The sequence below is a fragment of the Paracandidimonas lactea genome, assembly GCF_021653995.1.
Lineage (GTDB): Bacteria > Pseudomonadota > Gammaproteobacteria > Burkholderiales > Burkholderiaceae_B > Allopusillimonas > Allopusillimonas lactea.
In genome coordinates, this window is record NZ_JAJJOZ010000002.1 from 395,151 (window position 1) to 407,967 (window position 12,817).

14 protein-coding genes are annotated in these 12,817 nt (G+C 63.9%); 4 read left to right on the forward strand and 10 right to left on the reverse strand.

Annotated features, from left to right (window positions below; all coding sequences use genetic code 11):
* The first annotated feature begins 1 nt into the window (after position 1).
* The 3 genes from LOL23_RS05740 to LOL23_RS05750 are packed head-to-tail and all read left to right on the forward strand — an operon-like array spanning position 2 to position 3,979.
* On the forward strand, positions 2-1,588 hold the full coding sequence (locus tag LOL23_RS05740; RefSeq protein ID WP_160978260.1) for a murein hydrolase activator EnvC family protein: 1,587 nt from the start codon (positions 2-4) through the stop codon (positions 1,586-1,588).
* A gap of 55 nt (positions 1,589-1,643) precedes the next feature.
* On the forward strand, positions 1,644-3,203 hold the full coding sequence (locus tag LOL23_RS05745; protein ID WP_160978258.1) for a S41 family peptidase: 1,560 nt from the start codon (positions 1,644-1,646) through the stop codon (positions 3,201-3,203).
* A complete protein-coding gene (locus LOL23_RS05750; protein WP_160978256.1) occupies positions 3,200-3,979 on the forward strand; it encodes a HesA/MoeB/ThiF family protein in 780 nt (259 codons plus the stop codon). The genes LOL23_RS05745 and LOL23_RS05750 overlap by 4 nt, the downstream gene beginning before the upstream one ends.
* Here LOL23_RS05750 and LOL23_RS05755 read toward each other — a convergent pair.
* The 6 genes from LOL23_RS05755 to LOL23_RS05780 form a co-directional block, all read right to left on the reverse strand.
* A complete protein-coding gene (locus LOL23_RS05755) occupies positions 3,909-4,655 on the reverse strand; it encodes a pyrimidine 5'-nucleotidase (RefSeq protein ID WP_160978254.1) in 747 nt (248 codons plus the stop codon). The two genes, LOL23_RS05750 and LOL23_RS05755, sit on opposite strands and share 71 nt — an antisense overlap.
* Positions 4,656-4,684: 29 nt before the next feature.
* Positions 4,685-5,584, reverse strand: coding sequence for an acetylglutamate kinase (argB, locus tag LOL23_RS05760; protein ID WP_160978252.1), 900 nt, complete (start codon positions 5,582-5,584; stop codon positions 4,685-4,687).
* 9 nt (positions 5,585-5,593) lie between these two features.
* Positions 5,594-6,094, reverse strand: a complete 501-nt coding sequence (locus tag LOL23_RS05765; RefSeq protein ID WP_160978250.1) for a peroxiredoxin family protein — start codon at positions 6,092-6,094, stop codon at positions 5,594-5,596.
* Positions 6,091-6,858 (reverse strand): BON domain-containing protein, encoded by a 768-nt coding sequence (locus tag LOL23_RS05770; RefSeq protein ID WP_237173270.1) that lies wholly within the window; start codon positions 6,856-6,858, stop codon positions 6,091-6,093. Before LOL23_RS05770 ends, LOL23_RS05765 begins: the two co-directional genes overlap by 4 nt.
* The gene (locus LOL23_RS05775; protein ID WP_160978248.1) at positions 6,858-7,451 is read right to left on the reverse strand and encodes a phosphoheptose isomerase; all 594 of its coding nucleotides are present in this window, start codon (positions 7,449-7,451) and stop codon (positions 6,858-6,860) included. Before LOL23_RS05775 ends, LOL23_RS05770 begins: the two co-directional genes overlap by 1 nt.
* Positions 7,452-7,612: 161 nt before the next feature.
* The gene (locus LOL23_RS05780) at positions 7,613-8,224 is read right to left on the reverse strand and encodes a YraN family protein (RefSeq protein ID WP_202411657.1); all 612 of its coding nucleotides are present in this window, start codon (positions 8,222-8,224) and stop codon (positions 7,613-7,615) included.
* Between the two features lie 43 nt (positions 8,225-8,267).
* On the opposite strand from LOL23_RS05780, the gene rsmI reads away from it, so the two are divergent.
* Positions 8,268-9,218, forward strand: a complete 951-nt coding sequence (gene rsmI, locus LOL23_RS05785) for a 16S rRNA (cytidine(1402)-2'-O)-methyltransferase (protein ID WP_160978246.1) — start codon at positions 8,268-8,270, stop codon at positions 9,216-9,218.
* On the opposite strand, the gene LOL23_RS05790 is transcribed toward rsmI, so the two are convergent.
* The 4 genes from LOL23_RS05790 to LOL23_RS05805 form a co-directional block, all read right to left on the reverse strand.
* Positions 9,215-10,378: a septal ring lytic transglycosylase RlpA family protein gene (locus LOL23_RS05790; protein ID WP_160978244.1), complete on the reverse strand. Its 1,164-nt coding sequence runs from the start codon at positions 10,376-10,378 to the stop codon at positions 9,215-9,217. The genes rsmI and LOL23_RS05790 overlap by 4 nt on opposite strands.
* On the reverse strand, positions 10,375-11,244 hold the full coding sequence (rapZ, locus tag LOL23_RS05795; protein WP_160978242.1) for an RNase adapter RapZ: 870 nt from the start codon (positions 11,242-11,244) through the stop codon (positions 10,375-10,377). Before rapZ ends, LOL23_RS05790 begins: the two co-directional genes overlap by 4 nt.
* A gap of 124 nt (positions 11,245-11,368) precedes the next feature.
* Positions 11,369-12,301 (reverse strand): HPr(Ser) kinase/phosphatase, encoded by a 933-nt coding sequence (gene hprK / locus LOL23_RS05800; RefSeq protein ID WP_160978240.1) that lies wholly within the window; start codon positions 12,299-12,301, stop codon positions 11,369-11,371.
* Between the two features lie 8 nt (positions 12,302-12,309).
* A complete protein-coding gene (locus LOL23_RS05805) occupies positions 12,310-12,765 on the reverse strand; it encodes a PTS sugar transporter subunit IIA (RefSeq protein ID WP_160978238.1) in 456 nt (151 codons plus the stop codon).
* Positions 12,766-12,817 lie beyond the last annotated feature (52 nt).

Consider the following 12,817-nt stretch of genomic DNA (forward strand, 5'->3'; position numbering starts at 1 on the left):
CATGCGGCGCGCCATGGTTGCGGGCCTGTTGGCCCTTTGGGCCTCGCAGGCCTGTGGGGCCGATGCCCCCCTCAAGGAGCAGCAGGCCGAAGCGCGCCGCCAGCAGGCCGACTTGCGCGAGCGCATCGATGCGCTGCGCAGCAAGATCGATGGGCAGGAGTCCGCCCGACGCGATGCGGCCACTGCGCTCAAAGAGTCGGAAACAGCGATTTCCGATATCAACCGCCGCCTGGTCGAGCTGGATGGGCGCCACAAAGAACTAAAAGCGCGTCTTGCCGACCTCGCGCACCAGACCGACCAACAGAAGGGCACGCTTGCGCAGCGCCAGGCCGAGTTGGGCGACCAGCTCCGGGCGCAATACGCGGGCGGGCTTTCGCCCTGGACAGCGCTGCTTTCCGGCGACGACCCTCAAGCCATCGGCCGCGAGCTGGGCTATTTGGGCTACATCACGCAAGCGCAAGCGCGCGCGGTGCGCGCAGTGCGCGAGGCGCTCGACGAGCTGGCGTCGTTGCGGCAGCGCACACACGAAAGCGAGCAGGAGTTGGCGGGCGTCATCAAAGAAACCGCAACCCGCAAGGCCGATCTCGAAACGCAGAAGGCAGAACGCGAAACGGTGCTGGCGCGCGTGGACGATGCCCTGAAAGAACAGCGCCGGCAGGCCGAACGCCTCACCCGCAACGATCAGCGTCTGGGCGAGTTGATCGAAGGGCTGGATGCCGAGATCGCGCGCCAGGCCGAGATTGCGCGTAAAGAAGCGGAAAGGCGCCGTGCCGAAGCGGCCCGCAAGGCCGAAGAGGCCCGGCGCGCGGCGCTTGAGCGACAGCGTGCGCTCGAGCGCGAACGCGAACGAGCCCGGCAGGCCGAGCTTGCCGCGCGCCAGGCTCGCGAAGAAGCCGAACGTGTGCGTCAGCAGCTCGAGGCAAGCAAGGCGCGCGAGCAGGTGGAAAATGCCCGCGAGGCCGCCCGGGAGGCGGAGCGGCTAGAGCGCGCCCGTGAGGCCGCACGCGAGGCAGAGCGTGAAGCAGAGCTTGCCCGCCGCCAGGCGCGGCAACAAGCCGAGGAAGACCGCCAGGTGCAGGCGCAGCGCGAAGCACGCCAACAGCCCGGCGCCACCCTGCGGGGCACCGCCGAAGGCCTGGCCCCTGGTCAGCCCTCGCAGGCTGCGCCGGCCAAGGCCGCCGCACCATCGCCTGCCGCGCTCAAGGGCCTGAGCAAGCACCTGCCCTATCCTGTTCGCGGCGATGTTCAGGGGCGCTTCGGTGCACAGCGCCCCGATGGCGGCGTGTGGCGCGGCATTGTGCTGCGCGCGCCCGAGGGCACACCGGTGCACGCCGTGGCGGCGGGGCGTGTGGTTTACGCCAACTGGTTGTCGGGCTTTGGCAATATCATGATCGTAGACCATGGCGCAAAAAACCTGACCGTGTATGCTTACAACCAGAGCCTGCTCAAGCGGGTGGGAGACATGGTTTCCGCGGGCGACACCATCGCCAGCGTGGGTGCGACAGGCGGGCAGGTAGAGCCCGGGCTGTATTTCGAAATCCGCCAGCAGGGCACGCCGGTAAATCCGCTGCTTTGGCTTGGGCGTTAATTTCGGTACTATTTCATTCGAAGCGGTAAGTTTTGGATTCACATCAGGAATATGCATGGGCACTCGCAGGATAGGCAGTATCGGTTTGGTCGTGGCGGGCGCGCTGGGCGGCGTGCTGGTCAGCCTCGGCATCACGGCGGCTGCGCAGCGCGGCGAGCCACTGCCGCTCAAGGATCTGCAGCAGTTCGCCAACGTTTTCAGCGCCATTAAAAGCAGCTATGTAGAGCCTGTGTCCGATGAGTTGCTGATCAACGACGCCATCAAAGGCATGTTCAGCGACCTGGACCCCCATTCGTCGTATCTGGACGCTGAGGCGTTCAAAGAGATGGAGGCCATCACGCAGGGTGGTTTTGGCGGGTTGGGCATCGAGATCGGCAGCGAAGACGGCATGCCCAAGGTGATCTCGCCCATCGAAGACACGCCGGCGGCCCGTGCGGGCATTCTTGCGGGCGATCTGATCACGCACATCAACGGCAAGCCCACCAAAGGCATGCAGTTGAACGAAGCCATCAAGCTCATGCGCGGCGAGCCCAAGACCAGCATCACGCTGACGATCCAGCGCAAGGGCCGCGACAAGCCGCTCGAGGTGCACATCGTGCGCGACTTGATCAAGGTGCGCAGTGTGCGCAGCAAAATGCTGCCTAACGAGATCGCCTATGTGCGCATTGCCCAGTTCCAGGAGCGCACGGTCGAAGACCTCACCCGCCAGCTCGGCACGCTCAGCGCCGGAAGCAAGCCCAAGGGGCTCGTACTCGACCTGCGCAACGATCCGGGCGGCCTGCTCGACAGCGCCATCGGCGTGTCCTCCGCCTTCTTGCCGCCCGACGTACTGGTGGTGTCCACCAAGGGGCGTATTCCGTCATCCAACCGCAGCTATCACGCCAAGCCTGCCGGCTACATGAGCGGCTATTTCGAGGCGTCGGCCGAGGGCGGCAAGCTGGCGGCCTGGGCCAAGAGCGTGCCCATGGTGGTATTGGTAAACGTCGGCTCCGCGTCGGCATCAGAGATCGTTGCTGGCGCGCTGCAAGACCACAAGCGCGCAACGGTGATGGGCAACCGCACCTTCGGCAAGGGTTCAGTGCAAAGTGTACTGCCGCTCAGCGAAAACACGGGCATCAAGCTCACTACGGCGCGCTATTACACGCCGGCCGGGCGCTCCATACAGGTCACAGGCGTAGAACCCGACATCATCGTCGACGATACTGCCCAGGGCAATCTGTTCCGCCTGCCGCGCGAGGTTGACCTCCAGCGTCACTTGGTGAATGGCAGCGAGCCCGAAGAAGCATCGACCATTCCCGAAATCGAGAAAACCGACGACGAGAGTGCGCCCAAGATGTTCGAATTCGGCGGCGCCGATGACTACCAGCTCAAGCAGGCCATCAATCAGCTCGAGGGGCGGCCCGTCAAGAAAAACAATCCGCAGCTCGTGGCCCAGGCCAAAGAAGCAAAAGCGGCCAATGATGAAAAATCGGCGGGCGCACCGGCGCAAGGTAAGAATTCCGGCGATAAGCCGGCGGCTGAAAAAAAAACACTAAAGAAATCAGGCAGTGAGACGGGCGGGGCGACAGAGCGCTACCGTATTACGCCCAGCGGCCTGGAGCCAATGGGGCAATGAACGACCAGCAACTCATGCGCTATGCCCGGCACATCCTCCTGGATGAGCTGGGTATAGAGGGGCAGCAGCGCCTGCTGGAGGCCACCGTGCTGATCGTTGGCGCCGGAGGGCTGGGGTCGCCAGCGGCGGCCTATCTGGCGGCGGCGGGCGTCGGGCGCCTGATCCTGGCCGACGACGATGAGGTCGACCTCAGCAATCTGCAGCGCCAGATCCTGCATACGACTGAACGCGTGGGCATGGCCAAAGCGCAGTCCGCCCGCATAGCGCTGGCGGCCATCAACCCCGAAATTCGCATCGATGCGGTGGTGGCGCGCCTGCAGGGCCAGGCCTTGGACGATCTGGTGGCCCAGGCCGACCTGGTGCTCGATTGCTGCGACAATTTCGCCACACGCCACAATGTAAACCGCGCTTGCGTGCGGGCGCGCAAGCCGCTCGTATCGGGGGCGGCCATCCGCTTTGCTGGGCAGGTCAGTGTGTACGACCTACGCCGCGACGATGCACCCTGCTACCACTGCCTGTTTCCGGAGCACGAAGGCGCGCGCGAGCTGCGCTGCGCCACCACGGGCGTACTGGGGCCGCTGGTGGGCATCATCGGCAGTGTGCAGGCGGCGGAGGCCATCAAGCTGCTGACGGGCATTGGTGAGCCGCTTACGGGCCGCCTGTTGTGCCTGGATGCCCTGACCATGCAGTGGCAGAGCCTGGGGTTCAGTCGCGACCCTGCCTGCCCGGTATGCGCGCACCGTGGCGCAGCATCAGAAGCTGACCCACCGCGTTGACGCGCACATCCACATAATGGCTGCGGCCCTTGTGCAGGGCGGAAAACGGTGTGCCTGGGTGGTATACATGCACGGTGCGCATCCCCGCCTGCCGGGCGCCGCGCAGGTTGCGCAGCGTATCCTCCACCAGCACCACGCGGTGCGCGGGCACGCCCAGGCGAGCCAGCACCTGGCGCATCAGCGCCACCGAAGGCTTCGGCCGCAGCCGGCCCTGCAGGTGCATGTGGTCTATGGCCCAGATACTATGGAAGCAGTGCAGGATGCCCAGCGTGCGGAGCACTTCGCGGGCATAGCTAAGCGGTGCGTTGGTTAGCACGATCTTGCGGCCGCACAGCTGCGCCAGCTTGCGCCCCAGGCCGGTTTCGCCATGCACCAGCGGGGCAATCTCGAAATCATGGCTCAGCGCCAGAAACTCATCGGCGCGTACGCCGTGGTGCCGCACCATGCCGATGACCGTGGCGCCATACCGTTGCCAGTACCGGCGGCGAACCTCGTCGGCGGTATCGGTGTCTACGCCCAGGCTCAGGCGCACGGCGTCCGACATGGCGTGATCAATCGCACCGAAGATGCCGCGTGAACAATCATGCAGGGTATTGTCGAGGTCGAACAGCCAGACGGGCTCGTTGCCGCCCAGGCGGCGCACGCGATGCCGGTTGGCCTTGCGTGACGCGGGCAAGGCCCGCGCCGCACCCTGAGTGTGTGGCACTAGACCGAACTGATCATCGTGCCCACGCCTCGGTCGGTCAGGATCTCGAGCAGCAGACAGTGCGGCACACGGCCGTCAACGATGTGTACCGAATTGACACCGTGGCGCGCGGCATCCAGAGCCGAGGAAATCTTGGGTAGCATGCCGCCCGAGATGGTGCCATCGGCGAACAGTTCGTCAATGGTTTGCGCAGACAGCGTGCGCAGAAGCTGCCCGTTCTTGTCTAGCACGCCGGGCGTGTTGGTCATCATCACGAGTTTTTCGGCGCCCAGTACTTCGGCCATCTTGCCGGCAACGAGGTCGGCATTGATGTTGTAGGCCGTACCGTCTTCGCCGTAGCCGATGGAGGAGATCACCGGAATGAACTGGTCGTCCTGCAGCGCCTTGACGACGGCGGGCTCGATCAGGGTGATGTCTCCTACAAAGCCGATGTCCAGCCATTGACCGGGGTGCTCGGCGTCTGCGACGAGTTTCTTTTTGGCCTGGATGAGACAACCGTCTTTGCCTGTGAGGCCAACGGCCTTGCCGCCAGCCTCGTTGATCATCATGACGATGTCCTGTTGCACCTGGCCGCCCAGCACCCATTCCACCACTTCCATGGTTTCGGCATCGGTGACGCGCATGCCCTGTACGAAGGTACCTTCTTTGCCTATCCGCTTGAGTGCGGCATTGATCTGTGGGCCTCCGCCGTGAATCACCACAGGGTTCAGGCCGACGAGCTTGAGCAGCACGACGTCGTGCGCGAAGCTGCGCTGGAGTTCTTCTTCGGTCATGGCGTTGCCGCCGTACTTGATGACGACGGTCTTGCCATGAAACCGGCGGATGTACGGCAGCGCTTCCGAAAGGACTTCAGCCTTTACGGCGGCTGACTGGCCTGCGGGATCGTTGGATGAAGTCATGTGCTTGAGTTAACCGGCCAATGCCTTGTTCACAGTGGTCAGGAACGCTGTTTCGTCGTAGTTGCCGAGATAGCGCTTGATGATGCGGCCTTGCTTGTCGATCAGGAAGGCCGTGGGGGTAAGCGTGACGTCGCCGAAGGCGCGCGCCAGCTCGCCGGTTGCGTCGATGGCAACCTTGAAGGGCAGCTTGCGGGTTTCGGCGAAATTGACGACATAATTGGGCGGATCATACTGCATCGCCACGGCGATGGTGTCGAAGCCCTTGGCCGACAGATCGTTGTAATGGGCGATGGTGCCCGGCATCTGTGCAATACAGGTGGTACAGCTGGTTGCCCAGAACTTGACCAGCACGACCTTGCCGCGCAGATCCTGCATGGTAGTCTTGTGGCCGCTCAGGTCGGTGAAGGTGACGTCGGGCGCCGATTGCGCATTGGCACCGGCGCCGAGTTGCCAAGCGCTAATGCCGGCGATCGCCAACACGGCGACCAGGCCGATGATGAGTTTTTTCATTGCACGGGCAAGGCCTGTGGGCCTGAATCCAGAGTGGTGCCCGGGGGAGCGCTTTGCGGGGCCGCAGAGGGGGTGCTCAGGGGTGAGGAGATCTCGGCGGGGTCGCGCAGGCTGGCGGGCGAAATAATGTCAAACAATTTTACTACTTTGGACACGCCAGGCACGCCCGCAGCAACCTTGCCGGCCCGCTCGCCCTCGGCTGCGGTGACCTTGCCCAGCAGATAGACCACGCCGCGCTCGGTCTGCACGACCATGGTGCGGCTGGGGACTTCTTTGGTGTTGATGAGATTGCCCCGCACCTTGGAGGTGATCCAGGTGTCGTTGGTGCGCACGCTCAATTCGGTGATGGGGCCGATGCGCAGCTCGTTGACGACGCGCCTTACCTTGGGTATGCGCGAGACGATTTCGCCGGCTTTTTGCTTTTGCTGCGCATTGGCGACGTCGCCCGTGAGCAGCACGAGGCCCGCATACGCGGTGGCGGCGACGCGGCCCTGTTCGCCCACTAACTGCCGCATTTCGGAACCGGCTTTGAGTTCGATGGATTCGTCGTCGAGTTGTTCGCCTGCTGTGCGGCGGTCGGTTGCAACCGCGGCGGCTGTGCCCGCGCCGCCCAGAACCATCAGCCCGCACCCTGACAGCGCAGTGGTGGCAGCCAGCAGAGCGCTGGCGATCATCAGGCGTTGGCGGTAGCGGCCGCGTACGGGGGGGGCAGCGGGCGTATCGGTATTGAAGGACAGGGTGGACTTGGCGGGCATATCGGCCATTAGAGCGTGTCTCCGAGCAATAGTGCATCGATGCCGTCGCACAGGGCGTGCAGCAGCACGATATGGACTTCCTGGATGCGCATGGTGCGGTCGTGCGGGACGCACAGATGCACATCGGTTTCGTGCAGCAGCGACGCAATCTTGCCGCCGCCTTTGCCCGTGAGTGCAATCACGGACATTTCGCGGTCATGGGCTGCTTCGATAGACCGGATGACGTTGGGAGAGTTCCCGCTGGTGGAAATGGCGACCAGCACATCGCCGGGTTGCCCCAGCGCGCTGACCTGGCGCTCGAAAATGGCGTCGAAGCCGTAATCGTTGCCAACAGCGGTAAGAATGGAGGTGTCGGTATTGAGGGCAACACCGGCCAGCGGCAGGCGGTCGCGCTCGAAGCGGCCGACGAGTTCGGCGATGAAGTGCTGGGCGTCAGCGGCTGAACCGCCGTTGCCGCATGCCAGGATTTTGCCGTCATTGGCCAAGGTGGCGAATACCATGTCGACGGCAGTGGCGAGCATCGGCGCGAGCTCTTGCGAACTGGCCCGCATGGTATCGATGGCGTCATCGAAATGGCTTGTCATATGGGAGGTCATGTCCATGGGCGCATTATCTCATGGTTCATGTTAATTCCATGCAAAGGGAAGTAAAGTCTGCAAGCAGGTGATTGCGTTGCAAAGGGCGGATAACCGGCAAAGGTTGGCGCGCCGAGCGCATGGCTGCAGGGGCTGTAGCGCTGTGTTCGGCGTGGCGCAACAGACGGCTACGACAGCCTGAACGCGTCGCGTATCCATTGGATTGTTGCGGTGTCGGGCGTGGCGGCGTCGATGCCGGCCTTGCCGGCATCAAGGCTGATGACATCGAACCTGCACGGCGGTGTGCGGCCACCGTAGCAGCACCTGACAAGCGCCGGGAGCCATGCCTGGGCAGCGCGTACGAGCCGCGCCTGCTTGTGCGGTGTAACGCTTGCGGCGGCGCCGCCGTGCGAGGCCGAGCGCCGGTATCTCACTTCGATGAACACCAGTGTGCCGGCGTCGTCCGCCGCCAGGTCAAGCTCTCCACGGCGCGTGCCCAGGTTTTGACCTAATATAGTCAACCCATGCGTTTCGAGATGGCGGCGGGCGAGGTCTTCGCACCGCGCACCCACCTGTTGCGTGGGTGAGTGTGCGGGCGTTGTGCCGCACACCGTGGCGGGTGCGTCGTTGGCCGCTTGCATGTAAGCGGGGTGTCGTACGCCACAACCGGGTTTTTCGGGCGGCCCGGCCAGGGCAGCCTTGCGAGCTCGCGCGGCTTTGCGCCGGCGCGCGCGGGCGGTGCGTGCGCATGCCGCGGCGGCAAGCGTGTAGGGCAGATCGATGTGGGCGTCGGATGGCATGGCCTGTGCCCTCCTTATCATTTGAGTTCGGGTTTCAAACATTATGCAAGATCTATCCAATGACGCCGGCGCGGCAGACGCTTGGCAGCGCATATTGGCGCGCATGGACGCGCAGCACTGGCCTGCAGCCACCTTGTACGTGGTGGCAACACCGATCGGCAACCTGGGAGACCTGACACTGCGCGCCTGGCAGGCGCTGTCGCGCTGCGATGTGATTGCCGCGGAAGACACCCGAGCAAGTCGTACGCTGCTGGATGCTTGGGGTGTGACGACGCCGCTCATGGCCGCACACCGGCACAATGAAGCCCAGGCGGCCGATGTCATTGTTGCGAGGCTGGCCAGAGGCGAGCGTGTAGCGCTGGTGTCCGACGCGGGTGCACCCGCCGTCAGCGATCCAGGGGCACGTATCGTACGCACGGTGCGCGAGGCGGGTTACGGGGTGGTGCCGTTGCCGGGCCCCAGTGCCGTCATTGCGGCGCTGATGGCCAGCGGCGCCACATCAGATGAGAATCCCGCGTTTGTGTTCGCCGGTTTCATGCCAGCCAAGGCAGCTGCGCGGCAAAAATGGCTACGCCAGTGGTGCGCCGTGCCGGCGCCCGTGGTGATGTTCGAATCGCCGCATCGGCTGGCGGCCGCCATCGGCGATCTGTGTACGCTGTGCGGGCCACATCGCCGTCTGACGCTGGCCCGCGAACTCACCAAGCGCTATGAACAGATCCATACCCTGCCGCTGGGCGAGGTGGCTGCCTGGCTCGCAGAAGACGCGCACCGCGGGCAAGGGGAGTTCGTGCTGATCGTTCACGAGGCACCGATCGAGACGGCGGACGCGACGGACGCGGCTGACCCGGCCACGCTATCGCTGCTGGATGCGCTGCTTGAAACCGTGAGCGTGCGAGACGCCGCTCGCGTGGCGGCCAAAGTCACAGGCCAGCCGCGCGATGTGCTGTATGCCCTCGCGCTGTCGCGCCAGCGGGGCGGGGCGCAGGGTGCTTAGCGCAAAGCCACGCTGGGGTTCATGCCGGTGGCTTCTTGAATACGATTGGCGGCGTTGACAGCCTCGGTGCGTGAGGCGTAGGGGCCGATGCGCACCCGGTACAGGCCGCCACTAGGCTGCACATGCGCCTGGCGGCGTTCTACGTCGTTAATGCGGGTATTAAGCTTGAGCGCCAGCTTATTGGCCGTTTCGTGAGCGCTGAAGGCGCCGAATTGCAGGAAGATAGTGCCAGAAGGCGTTGTATGCCGCTCAATTGCCTGCCCGCCGCTGTCAGGTGCGATGGCGTCGGCCCGCGCCAGCGCACTGTTTGGCGTGGGCATGGTGTCTACCCGCGACGGCGTCGACCTGCTGGCCCGCGGCTGGCCTGCGCCCGCCAGCGCCAATGCCTGCAACGCATCTGGAACGGGATCGCCCGCCTTATATGTCTGCCCGGCGGCAACACGCCCGTCGGGCGATACTGTACGCACCTGCAGCGAGGGCGCGGGCGCGGCCTTGGGGGCTGCCTTAGCAACCAAACGCGCCTCGGGCTGCGGCAGGTCGGGGACAATATCCGGCGCCTGTTTGCCCTCGCGTATCTCGTCGTTGGTGATCGCTTCGACGATTACCTTGCCGCTGCCGGCACCGATCAGCCCGAGCCTGGATGCGGCCACATAAGACAGATCGATGATGCGCGAGCTGTGGAAGGGGCCGCGGTCGTTGATGCGCACAATGACCGATTTGCCGGTGCCGGCCCGCGTGACACGGGCGTAGCTGGGCAGGGGCAGCGTGGGGTGGGCCGCCGTCATGGCATACATGTCATAGACTTCGCCGTTGGCTGTCTTGCGGCCATGAAACTTGCGCCCGTACCACGATGCCGTGCCCACTTCGCGGAAAGCGCTGTTGTCTTTGATGGGCACGTAGCGTTTGCCCATGGCGGTATAGGGCTTGAAATTGCCGGCAGCATGTTTTTCGACGCGTGGGATCGCGTCGGGTATGGCGTCGAGGTCGGCCGGAATATTGCTGCCGGGGCCGTCGTCCAGGTAGTAGCCGCCGCCTCGGCTGGCAGAGCTGGCTGACCCACTACTGGCGCTTTTCTTCGTGCCACCGGGACCGCTACAGGCGGCCAGCGCGGCAACACAGACAAGCGTGGCGAGTTTGAGCAGTGGGTGCGGTCTTATCATGGGAGTTCTGGCGGCGGCTGGTTTCGGTGCCTTATCAGTGGTGATTGATCAGCGAACCGCAACGCGAGTTGCTCGGTGACATATACCGAACGATGCTTGCCGCCTGTGCAACCTACGGCCACGGTCAGGTAACTGCGGGTGTCTTGCATGTAAAGCGGCAGCCAGCGCTGGATGAAGCCGGCAATGTCTTCGATCATGGTCTCGACGCTGCCGAATTGCGACAACCACTGCGCCACCGGCGCGTCGCGGCCAGTCAGTGGGCGTAGCTTGCTGTCGTAGTGAGGGTTCGGGAGACAGCGTACATCGAAAACCAGGTCTGCGTCACCTGGAACCCCGCGTTTGTAAGCAAATGATTCGAATGTGAGTACGACCGGCGCGCGGTCCGCCTGCACCAGGTCGCGCACCCACGCACGCAGTTGGCCTGGGGTAAGGTCTGAAGTGTCGATAACGTGTTCCTGCTCGCGCATGGGCGCCAACAGCTCCCGCTCGGTGTCTATGCATTCCTGCAGCGAGGGGGATTTACCGTCCTTGCGCAGGCGATCGCTGAGTGGGTGTCGGCGACGCGATTCGGAGTAGCGCGCTTGCAGCGTGTTGTCGTTGGCGTCCAGGAAAATAACCCGGAAAGCCACGCCCATCGCCCGCAGGCTGGTAATGATGCCGGGCAGTTCTACGATTTCGCCGGGCGTACGGACGTCGATGGCGACTGCCACGCGCTCGAGTGCACTTTCCCGTGTGCTGGCAATGAACTCGTGCAGGAAGCGCACGGGAAGGTTATCGACGCAGGTGTAGCCCGAGTCTTCCAGTAGCCGCAGGGCCACTGATTTTCCCGAACCAGAGATTCCCGTGATGAGTACGATCTTCAGCATGCTTGAAACAGTTGTTCCCGTTGCGGGCCGGTGCCAGCCCTTGCACCCGCCCGCGCGGCTTGTGTGGCTGCGGGCGGGGTGGCCGCCCTGCCTGCCCGGGGCGGTGGCGGGGCGGAATGCGGCATTAGTCGTTGCGGCCGCTGCTTTCCATAATGGCAATGGCCTGCCGTTCGATGAAATCGCCCATGGTGTCGATGCCGCGCAGTGTGAGGATGGTGTTGCGCACGGCGGCTTCGACCAGCACGGCGAGGTTGCGTCCGGCCGCAACCTGCAGCATCACTCGCCGGATGGGTGTGCCGAGAATATCTTCGGTCTGATCCTGCACTGGCAGGCGCTCGAACGCGTCTGGCGTGGAACGGATCAAATGCACGACCAGCTTGAGCTTCATTTTCCGGCGCACCGAGGTTTCGCCGAAAATAGTGCGGATGTCCAGCAGGCCCAGGCCGCGCACCTCGAGCAGGTTTTGCAGCAGGGCGGGGCATTGCCCTTCAATTACGCTGGGCGCTGTGCGTGAAAGCTCGACGGCGTCGTCGGCCACCAGACCGTGGCCGCGCGAAATCAGTTCGAGCGCCAGCTCGCTCTTGCCCAGGCCCGATTCGCCCGTGATCAGCACTCCCAGCCCGAGTACGTCCATGAACACGCCATGGGCGGTGGTGCGGGGTGCCAGGCGCTTGCCCAGATAGATACGCAGTAGGTCGATCAGTTGGGCAGCGTCTATGGGCGTGGCTAGCAGCGGGATTTGCTGCTGGTTGCAGAAGTCGCGCAGGTCGTCCGGCGGGGTGACGCCTTCGGCCATAAGGATGGCCGGCACACCGCCCGCCACCAGGTCTTCCATGTGATGCAGGCGGCGTTTGGTATCAAAGCGTGTGTAGTAGGAGAGCTCTTCGGCGCCAAAGACCTGGATGCGCGACGGATGGATGAGATTCAGGTGCCCGACAAGATCCGCGGCGGACATGCCCAAATCGGGGATCAGGCGATGGGCGGCGCTTTGCCCAGCCACCCATGAGAATGGAATTTTGTCCGCATTGTCGCTGACGAGTTCCTGGATGGTAAGCATGGCAAGCCTCAGGCTGGCCCGCTTGTGAGCAGGCGGTGAATGACGGCCGGATCGTTCTCGGTGGCCAAGGCCTGGCGCAGGGCCGGATCGGCCATCAGGCGTGCGATCTCGGCCAGAAGATCCAGGTGCAATTGGGTGGCGGTCTCGGGAACCAGCAAAACGAAGAGCAGATTGGCCATCCGGCCGTCGGTGCTGTCGAAACGGACCGGATCGACCAGGCGAATGAAGGCGGCACAGGGTTCTTTCAGGTCTTTGATGCGCCCGTGGGGGATGGCCACGTGGTGGCCCAGCGCGGTGGAACCCAGGCGCTCGCGTGCAATCAGGCTGTGGAAGACTGCAGTGCGTGCAATGCCATGGTGATTTTCGAACAGCAGGCCTGCCTGTTCGAATGCCCGTTTCTTGCTGGTGACTGCCAGGTCGAGCACGATATTCTGCAGGGGCAGGATACGCGACATTAAATTCATAAGCGCCATTATATGAGCTTGGTGCCAACGCGGAAAGTTAGCATAGATCGGA

Excerpts from the sequence above, each read along its gene's own strand:
- LOL23_RS05740 (WP_160978260.1), top strand. The coding sequence starts at position 2 with ATGCGGCGCGCCATGGTTGCGGGCCTGTTGGCCCTTTGGGCCTCGCAG.
- LOL23_RS05745 (WP_160978258.1), top strand. The coding sequence starts at position 1,644 with ATGGGCACTCGCAGGATAGGCAGTATCGGTTTGGTCGTGGCGGGCGCG.
- LOL23_RS05750 (WP_160978256.1), top strand. The coding sequence starts at position 3,200 with ATGAACGACCAGCAACTCATGCGCTATGCCCGGCACATCCTCCTGGAT.
- argB (WP_160978252.1), bottom strand. The coding sequence starts at position 5,584 with ATGACTTCATCCAACGATCCCGCAGGCCAGTCAGCCGCCGTAAAGGCT.
- LOL23_RS05765 (WP_160978250.1), bottom strand. The coding sequence starts at position 6,094 with ATGAAAAAACTCATCATCGGCCTGGTCGCCGTGTTGGCGATCGCCGGC.
- LOL23_RS05770 (WP_237173270.1), bottom strand. The coding sequence starts at position 6,858 with ATGGCCGATATGCCCGCCAAGTCCACCCTGTCCTTCAATACCGATACG.
- LOL23_RS05775 (WP_160978248.1), bottom strand. The coding sequence starts at position 7,451 with ATGGACATGACCTCCCATATGACAAGCCATTTCGATGACGCCATCGAT.
- LOL23_RS05780 (WP_202411657.1), bottom strand. The coding sequence starts at position 8,224 with ATGCCATCCGACGCCCACATCGATCTGCCCTACACGCTTGCCGCCGCG.
- rsmI (WP_160978246.1), top strand. The coding sequence starts at position 8,268 with ATGCAAGATCTATCCAATGACGCCGGCGCGGCAGACGCTTGGCAGCGC.
- LOL23_RS05790 (WP_160978244.1), bottom strand. The coding sequence starts at position 10,378 with ATGATAAGACCGCACCCACTGCTCAAACTCGCCACGCTTGTCTGTGTT.
- rapZ (WP_160978242.1), bottom strand. The coding sequence starts at position 11,244 with ATGCTGAAGATCGTACTCATCACGGGAATCTCTGGTTCGGGAAAATCA.
- hprK (WP_160978240.1), bottom strand. The coding sequence starts at position 12,301 with ATGCTTACCATCCAGGAACTCGTCAGCGACAATGCGGACAAAATTCCA.
- LOL23_RS05805 (WP_160978238.1), bottom strand. The coding sequence starts at position 12,765 with ATGAATTTAATGTCGCGTATCCTGCCCCTGCAGAATATCGTGCTCGAC.